General features: G+C 68.4%; 24 protein-coding genes. 8 read left to right on the top strand and 16 right to left on the bottom strand.

Annotation, left to right across the window (positions count from 1 at the left end; genetic code table 11):
* Positions 1-4 precede the first annotated feature (4 nt).
* The 14 genes from CSW59_RS06890 to CSW59_RS06825 form a co-directional block, all read right to left on the bottom strand.
* Positions 5-706 (bottom strand): head decoration protein, encoded by a 702-nt coding sequence (locus CSW59_RS06890; protein ID WP_099443334.1) that lies wholly within the window; start codon positions 704-706, stop codon positions 5-7.
* 70 nt (positions 707-776) lie between these two features.
* On the bottom strand, positions 777-2,399 hold the full coding sequence (locus CSW59_RS06885; RefSeq protein WP_099443333.1) for a S49 family peptidase: 1,623 nt from the start codon (positions 2,397-2,399) through the stop codon (positions 777-779).
* An 8-nt stretch (positions 2,400-2,407) separates the two neighbouring features.
* Positions 2,408-4,147: a phage portal protein gene (locus tag CSW59_RS06880; RefSeq protein ID WP_099443332.1), complete on the bottom strand. Its 1,740-nt coding sequence runs from the start codon at positions 4,145-4,147 to the stop codon at positions 2,408-2,410.
* 6 nt (positions 4,148-4,153) lie between these two features.
* Positions 4,154-4,711, bottom strand: a complete 558-nt coding sequence (locus CSW59_RS06875; protein ID WP_099443331.1) for a hypothetical protein — start codon at positions 4,709-4,711, stop codon at positions 4,154-4,156.
* 14 nt (positions 4,712-4,725) lie between these two features.
* The gene (gene gpW, locus CSW59_RS06870; RefSeq protein WP_099443330.1) at positions 4,726-4,944 is read right to left on the bottom strand and encodes a gpW family head-tail joining protein; all 219 of its coding nucleotides are present in this window, start codon (positions 4,942-4,944) and stop codon (positions 4,726-4,728) included.
* Complete coding sequence (locus CSW59_RS06865) at positions 4,944-7,076, bottom strand: terminase gpA endonuclease subunit (RefSeq protein WP_099443329.1); 2,133 nt, start codon at positions 7,074-7,076, stop codon at positions 4,944-4,946. The genes gpW and CSW59_RS06865 overlap by 1 nt, the downstream gene beginning before the upstream one ends.
* Positions 7,073-7,759 carry a hypothetical protein gene (locus CSW59_RS06860; RefSeq protein WP_099443328.1) on the bottom strand — a complete coding sequence of 229 codons (687 nt, stop codon included), beginning with the start codon at positions 7,757-7,759 and terminating at the stop codon, positions 7,073-7,075. Before CSW59_RS06860 ends, CSW59_RS06865 begins: the two co-directional genes overlap by 4 nt.
* A gap of 369 nt (positions 7,760-8,128) precedes the next feature.
* Positions 8,129-8,836 (bottom strand): transcription termination/antitermination protein NusG, encoded by a 708-nt coding sequence (locus tag CSW59_RS06855; protein ID WP_099443327.1) that lies wholly within the window; start codon positions 8,834-8,836, stop codon positions 8,129-8,131.
* An 82-nt stretch (positions 8,837-8,918) separates the two neighbouring features.
* Positions 8,919-10,850: an ATP-binding protein gene (locus CSW59_RS06850; protein WP_236632170.1), complete on the bottom strand. Its 1,932-nt coding sequence runs from the start codon at positions 10,848-10,850 to the stop codon at positions 8,919-8,921.
* On the bottom strand, positions 10,847-12,040 hold the full coding sequence (locus CSW59_RS06845) for a CHC2 zinc finger domain-containing protein (RefSeq protein WP_099443325.1): 1,194 nt from the start codon (positions 12,038-12,040) through the stop codon (positions 10,847-10,849). Before CSW59_RS06845 ends, CSW59_RS06850 begins: the two co-directional genes overlap by 4 nt.
* Positions 12,037-12,804, bottom strand: coding sequence for a hypothetical protein (locus CSW59_RS06840; RefSeq protein ID WP_143754968.1), 768 nt, complete (start codon positions 12,802-12,804; stop codon positions 12,037-12,039). Before CSW59_RS06840 ends, CSW59_RS06845 begins: the two co-directional genes overlap by 4 nt.
* The gene (locus CSW59_RS20570) at positions 12,801-13,424 is read right to left on the bottom strand and encodes a hypothetical protein (protein WP_143754967.1); all 624 of its coding nucleotides are present in this window, start codon (positions 13,422-13,424) and stop codon (positions 12,801-12,803) included. The genes CSW59_RS06840 and CSW59_RS20570 overlap by 4 nt, the downstream gene beginning before the upstream one ends.
* Complete coding sequence (locus CSW59_RS06830; RefSeq protein WP_099443323.1) at positions 13,421-13,798, bottom strand: hypothetical protein; 378 nt, start codon at positions 13,796-13,798, stop codon at positions 13,421-13,423. Before CSW59_RS06830 ends, CSW59_RS20570 begins: the two co-directional genes overlap by 4 nt.
* Position 13,799: 1 nt before the next feature.
* Complete coding sequence (locus CSW59_RS06825) at positions 13,800-14,132, bottom strand: hypothetical protein (RefSeq protein ID WP_099443322.1); 333 nt, start codon at positions 14,130-14,132, stop codon at positions 13,800-13,802.
* 86 nt (positions 14,133-14,218) lie between these two features.
* On the opposite strand from CSW59_RS06825, the gene CSW59_RS06820 reads away from it, so the two are divergent.
* Together CSW59_RS06820 and CSW59_RS06815 are read left to right on the top strand one after the other, a co-directional pair.
* The gene (locus tag CSW59_RS06820; RefSeq protein WP_099443321.1) at positions 14,219-14,602 is read left to right on the top strand and encodes a hypothetical protein; all 384 of its coding nucleotides are present in this window, start codon (positions 14,219-14,221) and stop codon (positions 14,600-14,602) included.
* Between the two features lie 136 nt (positions 14,603-14,738).
* Positions 14,739-15,056, top strand: coding sequence for a hypothetical protein (locus CSW59_RS06815; RefSeq protein ID WP_143754966.1), 318 nt, complete (start codon positions 14,739-14,741; stop codon positions 15,054-15,056).
* 568 nt (positions 15,057-15,624) lie between these two features.
* Here CSW59_RS06815 and CSW59_RS06805 read toward each other — a convergent pair.
* Entirely contained in the window at positions 15,625-15,885 is a 261-nt protein-coding gene (locus tag CSW59_RS06805; protein WP_099443318.1) for a hypothetical protein, read from the bottom strand.
* A 102-nt stretch (positions 15,886-15,987) separates the two neighbouring features.
* On the opposite strand from CSW59_RS06805, the gene CSW59_RS06800 reads away from it, so the two are divergent.
* On the top strand, positions 15,988-16,608 hold the full coding sequence (locus CSW59_RS06800; RefSeq protein ID WP_236632169.1) for a helix-turn-helix domain-containing protein: 621 nt from the start codon (positions 15,988-15,990) through the stop codon (positions 16,606-16,608).
* Here CSW59_RS06800 and CSW59_RS06795 read toward each other — a convergent pair whose 3' ends face one another.
* On the bottom strand, positions 16,609-17,118 hold the full coding sequence (locus tag CSW59_RS06795; protein WP_099443316.1) for a hypothetical protein: 510 nt from the start codon (positions 17,116-17,118) through the stop codon (positions 16,609-16,611).
* A 240-nt stretch (positions 17,119-17,358) separates the two neighbouring features.
* Here CSW59_RS06795 and CSW59_RS06790 point away from each other — a divergent pair, with 240 nt between their 5' ends.
* From CSW59_RS06790 to CSW59_RS06770, 5 genes are read left to right on the top strand one after another with little or no spacing between them, the layout of a single operon-like run.
* Entirely contained in the window at positions 17,359-17,805 is a 447-nt protein-coding gene (locus tag CSW59_RS06790) for a helix-turn-helix domain-containing protein (RefSeq protein ID WP_099443315.1), read from the top strand.
* Positions 17,805-18,143 carry a hypothetical protein gene (locus CSW59_RS06785; protein ID WP_099443314.1) on the top strand — a complete coding sequence of 113 codons (339 nt, stop codon included), beginning with the start codon at positions 17,805-17,807 and terminating at the stop codon, positions 18,141-18,143. Before CSW59_RS06790 ends, CSW59_RS06785 begins: the two co-directional genes overlap by 1 nt.
* A 1-nt stretch (position 18,144) precedes the next feature.
* Positions 18,145-18,672: a hypothetical protein gene (locus tag CSW59_RS06780; RefSeq protein ID WP_099443313.1), complete on the top strand. Its 528-nt coding sequence runs from the start codon at positions 18,145-18,147 to the stop codon at positions 18,670-18,672.
* Positions 18,669-20,294, top strand: a complete 1,626-nt coding sequence (locus tag CSW59_RS06775; protein WP_099443312.1) for a ParB/RepB/Spo0J family partition protein — start codon at positions 18,669-18,671, stop codon at positions 20,292-20,294. Before CSW59_RS06780 ends, CSW59_RS06775 begins: the two co-directional genes overlap by 4 nt.
* Positions 20,281-20,598 (top strand): hypothetical protein, encoded by a 318-nt coding sequence (locus tag CSW59_RS06770; protein WP_099443311.1) that lies wholly within the window; start codon positions 20,281-20,283, stop codon positions 20,596-20,598. The genes CSW59_RS06775 and CSW59_RS06770 overlap by 14 nt, the downstream gene beginning before the upstream one ends.
* The last annotated feature ends 7 nt before the right edge of the window (positions 20,599-20,605 follow it).

Below are 20,605 nucleotides of genomic sequence, written 5' to 3'. Positions count from 1 at the left end.
GCGCTTAGCCGCTGGTGCGGACGACGATGCCCAGGCTGGCCAGCTGCGCGGTGGCGCCGGCCTTCTGGTCGGCGGTGGCGCCGGCCGGCCAGGCCAGCTCCTCGGCGCGCACAAGCATCGGACCCCGGCGCAGCGCCACGCCGGTCAGGTCGGAGCCGTCCGGCACGCTGTAGGCCTTCGGCGCGATGCCGGCGGCGTTCTGCAGCCCGTTGGCAGCCGAGAAGTCGATCGCGGCGAACTTGCGCGCGCCGGTCAGCGGGTAGTCGACGGTGATCGCGATCCGATCGCCCGAGACGAAGTCATTCGCCCCGTCGGCGAGGGTGAAATTGATCATGCCGTTGTAGGCCGTGCCGATAACGCCGGCGCCGTCGACGGTGCCGTCGGGGCGCTGGACCTCGAACGTGCCGCCATTGGCGGCGGGCTCGATGATCAGCACTTGGTAGACGCCTTCCATCGCGCCGGCGTCGGCGGTCAGCGAACCGACGGCGCCGTTGCCGGGCGTGCCGCCGTTCGGCGAAACCGCGGCAGCGGCGGAAACCGTGGGCGTGCCGGTCAGGATCGCGCCGAGCACGGCGAATTGGGCGATGGCGCGGATCGAACCCGAGCCGGCGAGATAGGTCACTTCATCGCGGCAGTAGTTCGGTTCGAGCTCCATCGCGATCAGGTCGCCCTCGGTGCGGGGCTTGGTGAACTTCACAACGTCCATGGGACTGGGTCCTTCAGAAGATTAAGGGGAGCGCCGGCGCGAAACCGCCCGCCGGCCAGGCGCTGGCGGATCAGCCGGTCTTGGAGGTGGCGTCGGCGCGCATCCGCTTGGCGGACTCGACCAGCGGCGATTGAGCGCCGCCGGCCTTGGCGTCCGGACCCAGGCGGCGAGCGCCGGCCATGGCTTCGGCCAGGGGCGAGCGCTTGGCGGCCGACGCCATGGCGCCCGAGCCCGAGAGGGCCTTGAACTGCTGCAGGGTGAGACCGGCCTCGATGGCGGCGATCGCGCCGGCGGGGTTAGCCTTGGCCTCGGCGCTCTTGGCGATCGCGGCGGCGTCCGCACCCTGCTGTTCGTCCTCGACCTCGGGCAGCTCCGGATCGACGTCCTCGTCGGGCGTTCCGTCGCCTTCGGGATCCGTTTCGTCCTCGTCCGGAGCCTCTTCCGGCGGCGTTTCATCGGACGTCTCTTCCGCCGGCGCGGCTTCAGCCTTGAGGGCGGCGATTTGCGCCGAAATCCGCGCCTGTTGGGCGTTTAGCTCTTTCAGCTTCGCCGCCTTGCGCGCTTGGGCCGCTTGGGCCGCTTGGTTAGGGGCCGAAACGGCCATGGGCGTCTCCTTTCGGGAGGTTGAGGCGTCCCGGGCGGAGCCCGAGACGGCGGTCGCGGCGACAAGCGCCGGTTCGGGGGGCGACACCTCCGCGTAGAGGTCCTCGAAGGCCTCTTCCTCGCTGCGGATGGCGTCGACGAACGCGAGTTGCAGGCCCGATCGGGCGGCCTCGTCGTGATCGCCAAGGAAAACGCGGGCCTGGGTGGCGATCAGGGCCTCTTGGGTAAGGGCCGGCCGGCCCTGGCTCACGTCAGCGACGAAATCGCGGCCCACCTGGTCGATTTCAGCCTGCAGGTCGGCGCGGGCCTCCGGCGACAGCTTCGACCACCAGTTACCGGCGGTCTTCTGCGAGCCAAATTGGATCGCGGTGACCTCGAGGCCGTATTCCTTCAGGGCTTCTTCGTAGCTTTCGTGGATCAGGACCGCGCCGATCGAGCCGACCAGGCCGACCTTGGGCGCCGTGATGCGGTCAGCTTGGGCCGAGATCCAATAGGCGGCGCTGCAGGCCATGTCGGCGTGCACATGGATCGGCTTACCGGTCGCATTTCCCGTGGCGCGAACCTCGCGCATGAACTTGGCGAGGGAGGCCAGGCCGCCGGCGACGACCCCGCCTGGCGAGTTCATGCGAATGAAGATCCCGCGCACCCGCTGATCAGCGGACGCCTCGGCGATCGCCGCCTTCAGCGTGTCATAGCCGTGGTAGACGACGCCGCAGAACTCCTCGCCGCGCTCGACCAGCGGCGTGTCGCACTGCATCAGCGCGATCCCGTCCTTCAGAGCCCAGCAATAACCAAGGTCCTCGGGATCCCCCGCCCACAACGGCGTATAGGCCAAGCGCTCGTCCATGGGCGGCGGCGGGGCGTAGTCATCATCCTCCATCGCCTGGATGCGAGCGGCGCTCGCAGCGTCGCGATCGAGACTGCCAGCCAGGCCGACGCGGCGCAGAAATGCCTGCAGGCGACCAGGGCGCGCAAAGGCGCGGCCATCGAGGGTTCGGATCTGCTCGGCCAGGCGCAAAGCGGCGGCGGGCTCGAGCAGCAGCGGGCGGCGCGCATAGCGCGTCGCCAGGAGGGCGGCGTTCACGGTCATCGGGGGCCTCAGGCGGCGGGACGGGCGTCCAGGAAGGCTTCGTGCGCCGGCGAGTCCGCCGTCGCGCGCATTTGGGCGAGCGCCGAACGCGCGGCGGGACGGGCGTCCTCCGGCGCGACCTGGCCCTCGGGCGGGGCTGGCGCAGCGGCCTGGCCCGTCAGCGGGTTCATGCCAGCCGCCATCGCGGCGGCTAGGTGCGGCCGATCGGCGATCAGCGACATCTCGTACTCGCGCTGATCCAGGACCTCGACGAAATCCTTGCCCTGCTCGGCGCATTCGTCCTCGAGCGTCGAGATCATCGCCTCGAGGCGGCCGGCAGCGGCGGTGACTTCCTTGGTCTGGTCGATGTAGCCGCGGCCGGGGCCGATCCAGCGGCCCTTGGCGTAGGCTTCCTGCGCTTCGTACCAGCTGGGGGCGTTGTCATTGGCCGGGGCGATATGGCCGACCTCGAACGCCTCTTCCAGCCACGCGGCATGGAAGGGCGTGGCCAGCATGGCGTCGATCGTGCCCATGAAGGCCTCGGTTTCCTTCCAGGCCGGGATCATGGCGGCGCGGGCCGACGAATAGTTGGTCGAGGAGTAGTCCATCGACCCTTCCTCGTAGGTGACGCCCAGCGTGGCGCAGATCAGGCGATAGATGGAGCGGAAGAAGGCGTCGAACTGGCCGACGTCCTTGCTGGCGGTGGCCAGCTTCAGCTCGTCGCCCAGCGGCAGCACGGGCAGAATGGCCTCGCCGATCTTGACCGGGCTTTTCTTGTAGAACTCCTCGCGGTCGCCCTCGAACGCGGCCAGGTCCTCGGCGGTGAAACTCTCGCTCACGGCCTCGGGACCCGAGCTCGACTGCATGAAGCCGACGACCAGGGCGTTGATGACGGCGCTCTGCAGCGTGGCGTCCGAGAAGCGCGACAGCGCCCGGAAGCCCTTCAGCGCCGAGGCGAAGGCGCTGACGCCGCGCGATTGGCCGGCGCGCTCCGGATCGAAGCCGTGCAGGACCTGGGCGCGGCCCAGGGGATGGGCGAAGCGCTCCCACCGCGTAGGCTCCGACATGGCGACGGCCAGGCCGACGTCGTTCGGATGGCGCTCGCGGATCCAGTAGGCGACGGGGATGTTGTTGGCGTCGTACTCGACGCCGCCGCGGATCGTATGGCCCTCCCCGATCTGCGCGTTGTCGGCCAAGCCGCGCGGGTTGCACAGACGGTCGGGATCGACCATGCGCAGGCGGGTCTTGTACTTGGTCGGCTCTTCCTCGGCCCACTCGACAATGGCCAGGAACTCGCCGTCCTGCATCAGGTGGGTCGCGGCGACGCGCAGCAGCTGGCCGAACGTGAACCGGCGCTCGGCGTCACAGCTGAAATTGTGGCCGTAGGCGTAGAGATCCCACTCGACTTCGATCGCCTGGCCTAGCTCGCGGGCCTGCTCCTTGGTGATTCCCAGCGCGCGGGCCGAGGGCCGGGAGGAGCGGCGCCAGCCCCGGCCGACCGCGGCGTTGCGCCGGCGCGAGATGATCGAGCGGCCGCCGAGCTCGTTGTTGACCAAGTCGCGGGCGCGCGCCACGGACATGTTCCGGGCGGGCAGCCAATCACGGTCGGCCGACTGCAGGCGCGCTGGCCAATTGGCGGTCCAGACGCCGTTGTCGTCGGCGCCCTGATAGGCATGGCCCCGCCGACCCTCACCGGCATTGGCCGAGGCCCGCGCGCGGGCGATCTCTTGCCGGGTGATTTCCCGGCCGGAAGGGTGCAGCAGGGCCATGGCGGCTTAGGCCTCCGGCGCGGCGTCGGCGGCCGGGGCGGCCGCCGGCGGGTCGAGCAGCGTCGGTTCGACGATCTTGCCGCCCTTGGTCTTGGTGCTCGAGGCGGCCAGAGCCTTCTCGACAGCGGCGAAGCGTTCCTCGAGCAGATGGAAACGCTCATCAGCCGCCTTGAGCTGAGCGCCCTGCGCCTCGCCGACGAGGTTGAGCGAGGTCTGAACGCTTTCGCGCAGGGTCGCGTCGAATGCGGTCAGGTACTTGGAGAGCTCCTGGCTGTGAGCGATCAATCGCTCCTCAACCGCCTCGGAAACGCCGGAACGGCCATCGAACCCCTCCATGAAGCCGGCGGCCGAGAAGTCCTCGTCGGAACTACCGTCCAGAAGTTCGCGAACCTTCGCGGTCGAGCCCTTCAGCGCGCCCTCGGCTTGCAGCAGCTGGCGCGCCTGGGCCGAGCTCAGCGGATAGGCGCCGCCGGTCAGGATCTGGACGACGACGCCGGCGAAGGCGTCCAGGTTGTCCAGGATCTTGTCGGCCGGATTGGCGGCGGCGGGGTTTTGATCGTCCATGGAAGTCTCCTAGGCTAGAGGCGGAACCGCAGGGCGCCGCGTTGACGGCCGCCGGGGGCGGCCTTGGCTTCGAGAGCGTCGATCTCCGCCTTCAGGCGGCCGGGATCGGCCTGGCCGAACTCGACGCGGCGGCCGGAGGATTGGGTGACCGACACGCGATTGCCTGAGACCAGCTTGTCGTAGTCGGACTTCAGCCGCTCGAGACGCGACTGTTCCTCGGCGGTAAGGGCCATCAGGTCTCACTCCGGCGGCTGAACAGGGACCGGCGCTCGGTCCCGGGGTTGGGGGCGGTTTCGGCCTTCGGCACGGGCTGGGCGTCGGCGGACCACAGGGCCTCGAGCGGCGCGGGCGCGGTCTCGTCGACGCGCGCGCGCTGTTTGAACATCATCTCCCAGCGGGCGGCGTCCCAGGTGTGGACGCGCTTCTGGTAGGCCAAGGCCCAGCCGTAGACGGCCAGGTCGAGCTGCTCGTTCGGCCCCGTCTGGTGCCACTCGCCTCGCTGGCCGGGCTTGGCGTCGACGGCGCGTTTGAACACTTCGGCGGTGAGCTGCTTGAAGTCTTCCTCGGTGGCGTCGTCCTCGAACAGGATCGCGCCCGGCAAGGGCGCGGTCAGTTCGGCGCTGGCCACGAACTGCTGCAGGCCGAGCGCGATGTAGCGCTTGATCACGTAGCCATCGACTAGCAGCAGATCGACGGTGATCGTCCGCTGCTTGGTGTCCTTGCCCTTGTGCTTCTTCAGCTCGGTCGGCAGGCCCGACGGGATCGGCCTGGTCGCGCCCTTGATGGCATAGACGTTCGCCCGGCCGCGGGTGAACTCGTAAACCCGAGGGGTGACGCCTTCCACGCCGCCCGAGTCCACACCGAAGGCGTCGAAGCCTAGCGGGCGCACGTGATCGCCCTCGTACCGGCGCTTGACGATCTCGGCGAGGTCAGCCCAGGCATCGACGGTCAGAGGATCCTTCTCGATTACGCCGCGGTCGATCCGCGCCATGAAGGTCGGGCCATGGGCATAGGCGGCCCATTCGATCCGGTCGCCCTGGATGTCGGCCTGGCCCGAAAGCCAGCATGTGCCGGGCGGGATCCGGCCTGGAATGACGCCGATCGCCTTAGCGGTCTCGACCAGGACCTGGTGGTCCGGCGGTTTGACGCCCGAGACAGTCGGCAGGCCCAGCTTCTGCTGGCGGAAGGCCGCCTCTTCGGACGGATTTCCCTCGGCGTCCCGATAGTCCTGGGCGATCCCGCGCCAGGTCTTGAAGGGCGAGAGGACTTGCCAGAAATGGTAGCTGTTGAGGCGACCTTCGACGGGGCGGTCACGCCAGCGGGTGAACTCCGCCTTGGGGACCGCCCGAGGCGGAGGTGGGTTGGCGGGATCCTGCGAAACGAAGGTCGGCAGGTAGCCGGCGGCCAGGTCGTCGGTGATCTGCGCGAACGTCTCTGGCGTCAGGATCGCTTCGGCCTCGAGGCGTCGGCGGATGACGCGCTTGAGCGCGGGCATGTCGCGCTCGAGGATGATTGTCCCGTCCGTGGGGCCGCAGCAGGGCGGCACGACATAGGGCTCTTCCGACGGATCCGACGGGACCACGAAGTCTTCCCAGTCGATCCGGAAGCTGTGGTCGCAGTGTGGGCACGCCAGGTAGATCTCGCGCTGGTCGCCGGCCAGGTAGTCAGCTGAGATCGGGCACTCGCCTTCCTCGCCGGGCGTGCTTTCGTGCAGCTCCTTGGTTCCGGCGGCTTCCCAGGCGTCCATGCGAACCCGGGCCTGGGTCATCGGCGAACCGCGCGAGCCGACCTCGGCCTTGAAGTTCGGGGTTTCGGTCAGCCACAAGGCGCCGAAGCTTTCCGACTGCAGATCGTTCACCGACGAGGCCGAGAACATCGTCAGCGAACCGCCGGGATAGTTCTTCTGGATCGTCGTCGAGGCGCGGGCCTTGCGGGTGCCCTCCGGAACGACCCGGTCACGCAGGTCCTCCGTCTTGTCGATGACCGGCTGAAGCTTCTTGCTGTTGAAGGCCTGGGCCTTGGCGCGGTTGGGTAGGCCCAGGCCGATGGGCCGGGGCGAACGGCAGATGATCCAGGACACCCAGACCACGCCGATGTTCGACTTGCCGGTCTGGCCGGCGGCCATCACGGGCACGCGCGGCGCGGGATCGTCGAACTTCAGGCGCTCCAGCGGCTCGAGGCAGTACTCGACGCCGTCCCACGACAGCAGACCCGGCCGAGAGGTGTTCGCCTCGGCCGGAATGTAGACCCGGTTCTCGGCCCAGACGTAGATCGGCTCATCGGGCATGGGCGCGACGACCTGAGCGAGCGCCAGGAAGAGCGCGGCGGCGGCCTTGGCCTCGCCGCCCGTCCAGGAAAAGCTCATTGAGCGGCCAGGGCCACCGGATCGGCCGCCAGGGCCAGGTCGCTTAGGGCGGATGCGAACGCCGCTCGCACCGTGGTCTCGTACTTCCGCATCGCCTGGTCGGCTTCGCGACCGTCGCGCGCGACTCGGATGTCATCCAGCGTCCGGCGGCGGTTGTCCTCCATGGCCCGCATCAGCGCCACGCCGGCGGCCTGGAAGGCCAACTGGGCGACGTCCTTGTCGATCAGGCGACCCTCAAGTTCCTGCGCGCGGATCCGCGCCGATCGCGCGTTGAACTCCGCAGTCTCGGTCTCGGCAATTGCCTTGCGCTTGGCCAGCTCGTTGCTGAACGTCGAATCCCGGGGCGGCGGATCGGAGGCCGGAGCGTCAGCGGCCGTCGCGGCGTCGGGTTGCGACGCGACGAGCACCAGGGGCGGAGCATCGCCGAGCGGAAGGTCCTGGACCGGCGTCGGCGTCGACGACGGACCGCGTCCGCGCCGCGTCGCCCGCGAACGCACCAGGCTGGGAAAATCGATTCGCGTAGGCTTGCCCGGTCCTTGGTCCTGGCGGGCGACCTCGGGGTGCTTTTTCAGGTACTGGCTGAGCGCCGGCTGGCTGATTTCGTCGCCACGCTCGGCCAGGAGGCGGACGGCCTCCGTTTGAGAGACCCAGCCAGCCGTATTTTCGGGGGTTTCGGCGGTCATAAGGCAGACCTCCGGGGCTATAAGTGGTTGGCACTCATAATGTTTTCGCCGATGGAGCGATCATTTCGAGGTCGCGCTCCGTTGTACCGTATACGCCGGGCGGCCAGGGAAGGACCCGTCGAACCCTATGGGGCGGAGTGTCGGAGGGCAAAAAAGCCCTTGTGGTTCAGTGGGTTGGCTTCCGGCAATGCTGCGCTAGCGCGCTCGGGAGGGCTTGGGCGCTTGCCTTGCCTCCGAACCGGGTGGCCTGCCGCTCGAGGGCGGTCGGTCTTATCGGGCTGAAGCCCTGGGCCATCGTCCGCGACCCCGGATAGCGGGGCCATTGGCCCATCTTGTGCCGCTATTCGAGGCCGAACGCAATAGGTGGGGTTATGGAGTGATATCAGGCGCGGGCGGCCACAGGCCCGTCTCGGGCGGCGCGGCCGGTGTCGGGTTGGCGGGCTCGACCGCGTCGGGCTCGACCTTCACCCGCAAGGGACGGGCGTTGTCGATCACCTGGCCTCGGGCATCGAGCGGTTCGAGCACCAACTTGAGGCGGCCGTTCTTGTTGGCCACGATCTCAGCGATGCGGCCGGCCATGGCCCCGGTCATGATCCGGACCTGCTCACCCTTGGCGTAGTTCGGCCGGCCACGGGGCTGATAGTCGAACGCGCCAGCCCGTTCGGCCAGCGACAGGGCCTCGATCCAACGATCGGCCACCGGGCGCGGATTGCCCGCCACCGCCACCAGGCCGAGGAACGCCGAGCCCAGGGCCTTGCGGACCGCGTCCATGCCACCGACAGCGCCATCGCCCTCGACCGGCAAGCGGACGAACAGATAGCGCGGTAGCAGCGGGATCATGTAGCGCTTCCGGCGGCGAGCCTGGGAGTGACGGCTCAGGTGGGTCTCGACGGGGCAATAGGCCGGAACGCCTTGGCCATCGAGCAGCTCGACGGCCTGCATCTCCATCTTCGCGGCCACCTGAGCGACATACCACGAGCGGCGTTCCGGGGCGTTCCGGGGACCGTTCCTATCTATCTCTTTGATAGTCTTAAAAGAAATAGAAGGTGGAACGGATGGAACGCATGGAACGGACATGCATGTTCCCGCGCCCGCCTGCTCATGCAGGAGAGAGGATACCGTTCCATGCGTTCCACCCGTTCCGGGCGGCGGATTTCGCTTACCAGACAATGTCTTCCTCCGGAACGCTGGTAGGAACGACCCTGGTACGCCCGCCACCGGGCACGCCGTCCAACAAGGGGGTGAGGGGGATGGCGAGGCCGCGCTGCTTCACGCCCGCGCCATAGCGCAGGGGCTTGGTCGGCCAGGTGCGGAAGGCGTCGCCAAGGTCATCCAGGATCGAGAGCGAGCGTCGCCAGTCACGCCATCGCGTGCCGGCGAAAATCTTCTCCAAGGCCGGATGGCTGTTCGAGACGATCAGGAAAGGCCCAGGCCGCCCCTGTGGCCCGCCACGGGCGGCCTCCCAGGCCTGTGGGTCGCTATCCTCCCACAGCTGCAACCCATAGCCCTTGAGCACGTCGACATAGTCGCGATCGCCTTTGACCAGGCGCTCGACCATCGCGCCGATCGAGAGCCGGCGATCCGACCTGTAGAGCGAACTTTCCGCCGCCATCAGATGGGCGAAGGCCTCGGCGCCCACGTTCTTGACCCCGTCCTGGGCGAGGCGCTGGCGGATCAGCGGCGACCAGAACACCACTTCCTCGTCGGCCTCTTCCGGCGTCAGTGCCTTGTCGAAGAGCAGTAGCCTTCGGCCCGCCGCCAGCATCGACACCAGATCGCCCGTTCGCGGGCTCTCGCCCGCCCGCCGCAGCGCTGCCTTGATGGTCGCTACGTCCTCGAGGTAGCGGCCCGCGCCCAGCAGCGCCCTGCCCAGCAGGGCCGGGGCCAACTTGCGCGCCCTTTCCCGAGCGGTCTTCACGTCCGACGACGAATCCTTGCCGCCCTCGGGGGTGCGGGGGATGGGCCGCAGGCGGATCTCGACCATCCGCGTGGCGTCGGCCGACTCGAGCTTTGGCGGCGTCACCGCGCCCAACATCACCGCGCCGACGGCGGTCTGGGTCAGGGTGCCCCCGTCCATGCCGCCCTGCTTGCGCACCATGCCGCGATCGGTCGCCATGCTGCGCAGGACGCCGAGGGCCTGCTCGACGGGGCCTGGCCCGTTGCCATCGGACGCGGCCTCGGCCTCATCCAGGAAGGCAGGGCGGGCCATGCCCGAGATGTCGGCGCGGAAGCCGGCCTCGGAGAAGCTGTCCAGCACCTCGGCCGCCAGCGCGGAAGCCAGCTCGCGCATGAACTTGATCAGGGTCGTCTTGCCGGCCTCCGGAGGCCCGAACAGGATCAAGTGCCCACGGAACGGGGCGACGGCGCCGAGCAGAGCCGGCAAGAGCCAGCCGGCCAGAATGTCCGCGCCCGTGAGCCCCTCGCCATCGAGATCCTCGAACGCCCAGAGGTCCAGCTGCTCACGAACCCAGGCGCCGTCGGCGGCCGTGGCGCGCGTTGCCGGCCTCGGCGCCGGCGGCTTGACGCGATAGAGCGGACCGCTCTTGGCCCGCATCATGTCGGCGACCGACCGCTTCTCGACCTTCTTGCCGCCGAACAGCCAGACCTCGTCGCCCAGGTGAAGGACGGGCGCGCCTTCCGCGCCTGGCCACACACCCAGCAAGCGAACCTCTCGGTTGGCGTCCCAATAGCCGGCCTCGCGGCACTTCCGGACAAACCAGATCGCCGCGAGCTCGCGATGGAACTTGTCGGCCTTGTCGCGCCAGTACGTCAGGAACGAGGATCCGGCCTCGCTGGCGAAGATATCGCCGCGCAGCATCTGCCCGATCTTGGCGGCCGCCTCATGCCGGATCTCGCCCTCGGGCATGGCGAACACGACCTTGCCGCCGTAGTGGCCCAGCGGGACCACTGGACACTCCTCGACCTCCGGATTGGGGAAGCCCTTCAAGCCCTTTCCGGTGTCGTCATCGGCGTCCCCGCCGTCCTCGGGCTCGACCAGGTTCAGCCGCTCATAACCCGCGGGCTCGCCGGCGTCCTGGGCCGGCGCCTCCCCGCCGAAATCGTCGAAATCGTTGGCAGTCTCTTCCGTCACGCGCACGCCCCCGACCGCGCGAGCTCACGCTCGACACGGCGTTGCAATTCGTTGTTCCAGTCGCTGTTGAGCGGCGGCAGCAGAGTGCGGACGTTCGGCTCGCCGGCCGCCCGCCAGTGCTGCTTCACGAGGGATGCGCAGAGGGCCGCTCGCGCCTCCGCGTCCAAGATCATCGGCACGGATCGACCCCGGCCGGTTCGCCCCATGACTTTGAGGGGCTTCATGTCGTGATCGATCCCGACCAACACCTCAGGCCACGGCTGAGCCCCCGGCGGAGGCCAGATGAAAGGCCGGACGCTCAAGTCGGCCTTGGGATGATCGAGATCGAGGCAGCCCTGATCATCGCGCTCGACACCGCCCTGCAGGCGAGACAGCGAAAGCGCCGCCACCGCCCGAACGCGACGGCCCTGCATCCAAGCCAACGAAGCCAGGGAAAGCGTCGTCTCGATCCCTTCGCCGAGGACAAGCGGCGTCCAGGCGAAACCCTCGAGCTCCGGGCCGATCAGCCAGGCCCCGGCAGGCCGTCCGTCTCGCCCGACGTGGACGCCCCACATCTTCTTGCCCAGGGCCTTGTCGCGACCCGAGCCGTCCCGCAGCAGGTAGGTGCAATGGACGCCCCCGGTCGGGCCGCGCTCGGTCTCGGCGCTCGCGATCAGCGCTGGCGCCCGAACCCAGTCCTGGGCGCCCTCGTCGAAGCTGTGGAGAGCGGCGGGATGAAACCGCAGCCGCGCCGCCGCGCGCGCCACGACGGCGGGGTGAATCGCCCTGCCTAGCAGGTACTTCTCGGCGAGCGTGCCCAGGATAGGACGCGCCTCCCGCCACATGCGCTGCGCCAAGCTCTGGCGCTTGCGGTCATCCGCCTGGCGATCTTCCGGCGTGTAAGCCCGGCGCGGCTTGGAGGGCTGGAAACCCTCGCCCAGCAGCCGGCGGGCCGCGTCGGCCGAGGATCCGCCGCCCAGCTGGTGCTCGAGATCGACCACATCGCCCCAGGCGCCGCAGCTGTAGCAGCGGAAACGTCCCGTCTTCGGCCACACCGCGAATGGGACCGTCTTGGACTTCGACCCGCAGCCTTGGATCGGGCACGCGCCCCGCTGCTGGTTGGCGTTACCCCGCAGCTTGGTGACCTTGCCCGCCAGATCCTCGATCGAGATCCGGGCCTTGGCGCGATCGAAAAGGTCCTGGTCGCTCATGGGGCCCCCATGCGAGCGCCGCTCGTAGGATCGAGGCCGTCGAACAGCGGCATGGGCGCCGGCGGCGCGAAGCGGGCGATATCCTCGCGGCGAGACAGGCGCGACTTGGTGCCTGGCGGGATCAGCGCGCTCAGCCAGCCCCCCGCGCGGCGGCAGGCGCCGATCGCCTCGGCCATCGGCGAGGCCGCCTCGGCCTCGGGACGCATCCAGACGAACCAGGAGTAGGCGGTCGCGAAACTGCCGTCCGGATCCCAGTAGCCGAGGCGCATGGAAACGCGCTCGGAGAACGTCTCCTGCACTGAGAGCCGACGCATGAGGTCGTACCGGCCTTCGCTCTCCAGCGCCGTCGTGCGCAGCAGCAAGGCCACCCCGCGCGTCGCGACCTGCAGGCCGCGCTCAACGAAGGCGTCGAGGTGTTTGAACGGCGGATTGGTGACGACCCAGTCGGGCCGGATCTGGCTGGCCCTGGCGCGGGGATCCAGGAAGTCCTCGACCCCACCGAAGCCGTGCGGATGGATATCGGTGGGGCGCACGCGGAAGCGCTCGCCAAGCGGCAAGGCCATGTGGCCCTCGCCGCAGGCCGGTTCGTCGATCGACTGGGCCAAGGGATCGGCGCGCAGCACGACCTCGCCGCCGGCGCGACCGGCCCATGGCGGGGTCGGGAAGAAGTCCAGGGCGCGATAGAGGGCGGTCTTGGCGTCGTCCAGCTCTACGAGCGCAGGCGCGCGGCCTTCCATCACGGCGCGGGAGGGCTTTGAGCTCATGCGGCCTCGCCCAACGCCAGCGCCAGGTCGTCCTCGGCCACATCGAAAAGGTCGGCCACTTCCGCCAAGGGCCACGACGCCCGGCGGAAGTGGCCTGCCCATACCGCGACCCGTTGGCTGACGGGCCTGAGCCTCAGCGCGCCTCGAGGGGAGGAAAGCGGCTTCGACGTCGGCATGGGCGCCACGGACCTGGGACGATGCGCGGCCATCGCCGCGCGGTCCGTGGAAGGCTGAACGGCAGATCGCGCCTCGGCGCGCGGCTTCGGCGGCGCGCGCGGGACGCGGGCCGGAGTGGGCGCCGGTCGCGCGGGCGCAACGAGGGGAACCTCGCGGGCCGGGGGCAAGGGGGCGCGGTGGACGGCCTCGGCGACAGCCGCGGCCATGGCCGACAGGAGCAGGCCAAACTCAGGCGCCGCGAAGGCGCTGAGCCCGGCCAGGCTGAACGCCGAGCCGCCAGCCAGGCGCTCCAGGGCGTCGGCCGCCGAGAACACGCGCAGATCGGTCAGCCGGTTATAGACCTTGGCCTCCGACCAGCCGGTCATCATGGCGATCGAGGCCGTCGACATGCGGGCGGCCTTCAGGTTGAGGATCTCGACGTCCTTCTTGGTGAGCTGGGTCACGAGCGCGGCTCCTGGAACATATCCTCGACCAACTGGGCGGCCGCGATCAGCGCGGGCGCGAAGCCCCTGCGACCGCGGGGCGTCGCAGCGACGAAGGCGCGGCCGCAGGCGATCAACACCGCCCAGGCCCGCAGCCCGTCGGGCGTGTTCAAGGCCGCCGGCAGCATTGGCGGCGCATTGGCCAGCTCGTCGCTGAAGCCGATCAGGCTCCAGCGAGCCGCGCCTGTCGGATCGGGCCGCGCGCCGTTCAACTCGCCCAGCGCCTCGCCGCCCAGGCGCAGCGCCTGCAGGGCCAGCCGACGACACCGGACATGCGGCGTCATCGCTTCCTTTCGGCGAGCCTGTTCAACGGTGAAGGCGCGGCGTGGACGCATGTCAGTCGTCCAGATCCGCGCGCCGGCGCAGGGTCGGCCGGGAGGCCAGAGCCGAGTCGACCTGGTCGGCCAGGGTTTGCAGGTCAGCCGCGCGCGTCGCGCGCTGATCGGGATGAAGGCCTGCGAAGACCTTGCCGAGCTCGACAAGGCGCTGAAACGGAGAGCCCTTGAAACAGAAGGCCGGCGGCACCTGGGCGCGGCCAGCGGACTTGGCGCGCTTGCCCAGGTCTCCGGCCCAGGCCAGGGGCGTATTCGCCTGGGCGCGGGCGGCCTTGGTCAACCTCGACCACTTGGCCAGATCCTCTGCGCTGGGCTCGGGCAGACGGCGCTTCATGCGTCACCGCCCTCGGCGGAGGCGGGTTCACCGCCCCCGCCGACTCGCGGTTTCCTTCCGATGCTCAACTGAAAGGAACCGAACCGATGAGTGAAGTCAGTGAACTCAAGGCGCAGGTGAAGCGCCTGGAAGCCACCGTCGCGCGCCAGCAGCGCATCTTGGATTTTCTGACTGGTGTCGTGGACACCCATGTTCAGCTTGACGCCGCGATCCTCAGCGCGGGCGCTGACGCCTTCAAGAACATCGACAGGCTTGAGCCCGCAGTGCGCAACTACATGTACGCCGCCAGCATGGGCCCAAGGATCGCGGCCGCCACGGTCAACGGCATTAGCAGCCGAGATCGCCGGCCAATTCGGCGCGACCAGTTCACGCGAGGGCGGAACCTGGTCCTCGACAAGCTGGGTGAAGCCTCGAAGAAGCTCAGCGCGCAAACGGGCAATGTCAATGTCAAGGGCGCGGCCGACGCCTAGCCAAACCGTGTCACCAGGCCTGAAGCCGGTCAGAACCTTATCGCCGAACGTCACGACCGGACCTCCCCGAAACTAGATCGCGCGCAAGGGCAACCGTCAGGTTTCGCACGGCGAGGCCCTCGCCGGCGGAGGCGGTTTGGCCGCTCCCGCCGACTCGGCTTTCCATGGAGCCGTCACCCACCACGGAGCAGCTGAAATGGAAAAAGGTCGGCCATCGCCGGAGGCAGAGATCGAAGCGCTCCGATTTGCCGTGACCTTCCTGATCGCGGACAGAATGGGGGACCATGGCCCGGAAGCCGCTAAGGTGCTGGCCGACGCACTCCCGTTCGCCTTTGAAGGCAACGAAGACGGGCTCGCTCCCGAGCGGCGCTTCCGGCGTGCCGAGGTTGCGTCGATCCTTCGCGCGATCGCGGATAGAGCGCTGACGATCTCTGAAGCGTCGCAGGACCCCTAGCGCGCGGCCGGCAAGCTGAACCACCAGCCGATCGTCGTCCAACATTGGTTCGGAGATCGGCCCCTTCACGCCGCCGCCTCCCCGAAACGAGGAACGGCCAGAGCGGCGGCGGGACCGAGACGCGCGGGGCGGGAGTTTTTCCCCCCTTGGCGTGCAAGCTTCGCCTGATCGGCGAAAATCGGCCGTAAACCGCAAATGCAACCGAAGGTCAACTGAGTCGCATTGTCGCAACCTGAAAAGGTGATTTCTGGTTGCGAAGAATTTAAGCCGCGCCTTGAAATGCACGTGTGACGAGTTGTCGCACGTGGAGTAAAGCGAATGTTGAGCGAAAGGGAGAAGGCCGTTGAGCGCGTGCTCAACGACTTGCGATTGTTGCTGACCGGGCGGGTAAAGAGCGAATGCGTCTGCGGGCGCGCCGAGCGATACACGCTGATGCAAGAGGAAGTCTTGGAGGCGCGATCAGCTCTAGCTAGAGCGCGAGCGCTCTGCGAGTTCGCGACATCAACAGCCGCGCAAGCCCTCGAGCAGGTCGAGCTCACAGAGGACCTGTTGGGCTGAGCCTGAGACATTAGGCCTGCACCGCGGAATGCAGGGGCAGCGCAGCGTCAGACGCATCGACCCAACCCGCAACAACGTCGGCCGGACGAAGCTGAACGCCCTTTTGCCTGGCTAGCGTCAGCACATTGGCCTGGTGCTGGGCTGGGATGAAGCCACCCTTGCTCTTGAGCCATTTCCGGACTGCGTCCGTCGTCAGGCCACAGGCATGGGCGACATCAATCAGGCCCAGCAGGCGAACAGCGAGGGCGGCAGGCGTCTCGGGCGTTGCCATTATGGAAAATCCGTCTAGATGTTATTTCCACATCCACGGCTGAACTGATTTGGAAAAAACCTCAAGGGACGCGTTGCGGAAAAATCTTCCATGCTAGCGGCTATGGAAATCACCGAGATCCCGCAGCGTCTGAGAGCCATGAAGCGCTCGCAGGCCGCCCTCGCGCGTCACCTAGGGCTCGACCCGTCGAGCCTGACGAAGACGCTCAAGGGCGATCGCCGGCTGAAAGCTGATGAGCTGATCAAGATCGAGGAGTTTTTCGGCGAGAAGCTGGATCGCGATGCGACGGTTGAGAGCCTATCAACGAGACGCGTGGGCGCTCCTCGTCGCATTCCCGTCTATGGATACGCAGCCGCCGGCGGCAACGAACGCATTGCGATCAATGCTGGTCAGGTCATCGACTGGGTCGATGCGCCGCCACTTTGGAATGGGATAGGCGATCTAATAGTCGTTCGGGTGATTGGCGACAGCATGGAGCCGCGTTACTTCGCAGGCGAATCCGTGATTGCTCGGCTCGGATTGCCACCCGGTCGCGGCCAGGACTGCCTCATCGAGTTTCATGACGGATCCGCACTGATCAAGAATTACCGAGGCCAACGCGATGGCCAGGTGTTTGCCTTCCAGTACAACCCCCCTCCGGGCGAAGAGGGGGAGCTGCGGTACTCCGCAAGCAGCGTGAAGGCGATCCACGCCGTTGAGCTGCCGACCCGCCTACACCGCTAGTCACCAAGTGACGATGACGGATTGCTGGTCGTCGTTCGCCAGCGAGACGCTCTTCATGACCCCACCGCCTTGCACCTCGAGTCTGCCGCCCCATCCGGTCGCAGCCTCCCAGGCAACCGTCGCGATGATATAGTACCGGCCTTCGGGCAGGCGACTGAAACTGAAACGACCTTCGGCATCACAGACGGCGGTGCGGACGTACTTCTGAAATTCCGGCTCGACCGCTGCGCGCTGCGCTAAGGTTAGGTTTGGGCCGACAAATCCTCCCTCAAGATTGCCGTAGAGCAGCTGCATCCGGTAGCGCCCATACGGCGAGTCCGGAACGAGATGGACCTCGTTGCCGGCACAGGTTTTGACGCTGCCGCCGCGCGTCTTCAGGAAGGCCTGACCTTCAATCCGCGACACGCCCTGCGTCTTTGACCACGCGACCGTCGCTGGATCGAACTCTACGCGCTTAGTGACCTCGCTTGGCGCGGCCAATAGCGCCGCACCGATAGCCAATCCCATCATCGCCCACCCTCCAGTTCCAGGCCCAGCCGACAGGATGGTGCGCGATCAATGCACGGCTGTCCGTGGAAGATGTGGAAATGCGACGTGGACGTTGACAATGGAAAATAACTCCATCCATATCATCCACAACCTCGCGCCGACTCACGACGCCCCCTCGTCGTTTCGGAGAGGCCGACCAGGTCCCCGGCCGCCGCCCGGGGATGTCTGGGAGGCGGCGCGAGGCCTGAGGGAGAACAACCGATGGCCTTCGATGATACGAGCGACGCTCGCACCCAGCCCGAGCCGGTCGACAAACACGTCGGCGCGCGCATCCGCCTTCGCCGCAAGCTGCTGGGTCTCAGCCAGACCCACTTGGGCGACGCGCTGGGCCTGACCTTCCAGCAAGTGCAAAAGTACGAGCGCGGCGACAACCGCGTCAGCGCCAGCAAGCTCTACGACACCGCCAAGGCGCTGCAGGTCCCGATCGCCTACTTCTTCGAAGGCCTGGGCGACCCCCTCGATCCCGACGCCGCGCCCACCGCCGAGGATCCCGTCCTCATCCTGGCCAGCCTGCCGCATGGCCTGGCCCTGGCCCGAGCACTGCAAGCGATCGGCTCGCGCGAGCGCGGCGCGGTCTTGGGCTTGGTCGAGCTGATGGCGCGCGACAGCGCGGGCCAGGGCGAAGCGATCGACGGGGAGGAAGGCTGATGGCCCGCCCCGCCGCCCTTGCCGCCACCGAGGCGCGCGTCGCCAGCGCCCTGGCCGCTTTCGAAACCGCGCCGGCGGTGACGATCTTCACCGCCCCCCTGGTCGTTCTGTCCGCCGACGCGCCACCGCGTCAGATCATCGGCCTGCACGCCGGCGGACGCACCGTTCGGCTCGACACGGACGAGGCGATCCTAACCGCCGTCGCGCTCGAGCACGACGCGACGCTGCCCGGCGCCAAGGCCATGGCGGCGGGCCTGCGCCACGCCGTCGCCGTCACCGACCTGGTCGCCCTGGCGGCGCGAATGAGGACCCTGCGCTCGCCGACGGGAAACGCCTGACATGAGCGCCGACGTCGTCTCCTTCGCGGAGCGCGCGGCGCAGCTGGCGCCGCTGGGCGGGGAAGTGGTCGAGGTGCGCGGCGAAGCCGGCGCGGACTTCACGGCCGCGCCGCCGCCCGAGCTCAAGTTCGCCGAAGGCGACGACGTCTCGATCGTCTATCGCGCCTACGAGGGCCGGCCCGAGATCCGCTCGGTCCTCTATGGCCCGACGCTGCGGCGTGTGGCCTGGGGCCTGTGCCGCGAGCTCGGCCGCACCGGCGACCAGATCATCGCCAAGCCCGCCGGCAATCCCCAGCCTTGGGACCTGGCCTGGATCGAGATCGCGCCGGGCCAGCCCAACGCTGGCGATCGCCTGGCGCGGATCCGGGGCGTCACCCACACCCAGCTCAACATCGCGCTCGGCCGACCCGTGGTCCGCCTCGAGCACAGCCACACCAGCGGCCGCGCCGTGCCGCTGTTCGATCCCGACGGCCTGGCGTTCGGCGCCGGCCAGATCACCGCTCAACCCGACATGGGAGACGACGAATGACGTCGCTGACGCCAGCCGCCTTGACGTTCGAAGATGTGCTGCGGGCCCTTGGCGGGCCTTGGACCGGCACCGGAAACACGTTCGACCAGATCGCCAAGCGCACCGGCCGAGATCGGTCGAACCTGCGTCGCGACCTCGCCAAGCTGGTCGACCAGGGCCTGATCAAGGGCGACGCGGATCTAGGCTGGGTGCGCTCCGAGGCGGGATCGGCGGCGCTGGACGCCATCGACCGCGCCAACGGGTTCGTGCCCGCGGGCGCGATCGCCAAGTTCCCGCTCGACCGCATCGACTACAACCCGGACAACCCGCGCAAGTCGGTGGCGCAGGAAGCGCTTGAAGGCCTGGCCGACAGCATCGCCGAGGCCGGCGGACTGCTTCAGCCGATTGTTCTCTACGCATCCAGGCCCGGCCAGCTGAACCGGATGCTTCACGCTGGCGAACGCCGCGTCCGCGCTTGCCGCCTGCTGCAGGCGGAGGGCCGACTGCCGGCGTCGCTACAGGAAGGCCTACCCTTCATCGAGCGCGAGGCCAGCAAGGCCGAGGCGCTGTTCATCGGCCTGGTCGAGAACAGCCAGCGTGAGGACCTGTCGCCGTTCGAAGACGCCAAGGCGCTCAAGGCCTATCGCGACGAGACCGGCCTGTCGGCGCGCCAGATCGCCTTCAAGCTCGGTCGGGCGCGCGAGGGCTCCGAGAAGGGCGTCCGTGACGTCCAGGAGAAGATCGCGACGATGGATCGCGCCTCGGAAAAGGCGATCGCCCAGGTCGAGAAGGGCGTGGAGGAGTTTGACTGGCTCAAGCGGCAAGTCCGCAAGCGCATTGACGAGGTTTCGTCCCAACTTCGGCCGATCGACCTGATGACGATTGCGGAGGTCGTGCACAAGGGCCGCAGGGCTCCCTTCACGCACTTCAGCTACGGCCTCCAAACCGAGTGCGCCCACGACGCGCCTAAGGACGCGGTGTTCAAGGCCCTGACCAGCCAGGGCGTCCTCAAGTTCACGGCAATGAACTTCAACGACCCCAGGTCCTCAGTAGACATGGGCAGCAGCGATCAGCTGCACGAGATCCTCATGTCCGAGGAGTTTCGGCCGATCTACTACCCCGAAAGCGACGCCGCGGACGCTATCGCCGCGCTTCACGCCTTACGCGTGGCGGCCGTGGGCGAGGAAAAGGCGAACGCCGCGACCCAAAGCGGTCAGTACGTCTCCACGTGGCTGAATAGCCCATTTGCCTACACAGAAGAGCAGCAGGCCAAGATGGCCGCGGCGAAGGCGGGCAAAGCCTCGGATCGAGCCGAGGCCAAGAGGATCCGGGAGCGTGACGCGGCTCGGCTACAAGCGGTCGTTGCCCTGGATGAGCGCGTCGCTAGCGAAGGCCTGACGACCGAGAGCGTCGCCACTCTGCGCAAGGCGTTCCGCGAAAAGGCCGTCGAGTTTCCGCTGCAGCCGAAGGGTCGAGGCGTCGCTGACGCCCAGGGCCGCGTGTTGGTGGCCAACATCGGCTTTCAGTACCAGCCGCGCGAAGCGGAGCTCCTGCAGCTGCTCTGCACGACCATGAACGCGGTCATGGGGCTGCAAGCCGTGACCGACGCCGAGGCCGAGGAGCCCGCCGATGCGGCTGCTTGACGCCACGCCGGCGGCGCGCGCGGCCCAGGCGGCGGCGCGCTATCGCCTGATCGCCGATGGTCACCGCGTGGTGGCCCTGTCCACCCTCAACGCCGTGCGCGCCGAACGCTTCGCCGCCTGCGCTCGGGAGGCGGCAAGCCTGTCGCGCCGCCTCGAGGCGCTTAGCCGCCTGCTGCGCGACCTGTCGCCGACCGACCAGGCCGCCGCGCTCGATCGCCTGCGCCAGGTCGGCGATCGCCGCCGCCTGCCGCCCTTCGCCCAGGACCTCGTGCTGCGAGCGCCGCTCGCACACCGCCCCGCCTAAACCCAAG

This window comes from Caulobacter sp. BP25 (assembly GCF_002737755.1).
Lineage (GTDB): Bacteria > Pseudomonadota > Alphaproteobacteria > Caulobacterales > Caulobacteraceae > Caulobacter.
Note: the sequence above shows the minus strand (reverse complement) of the source record. Positions and strands in the feature narration are given on the sequence as shown.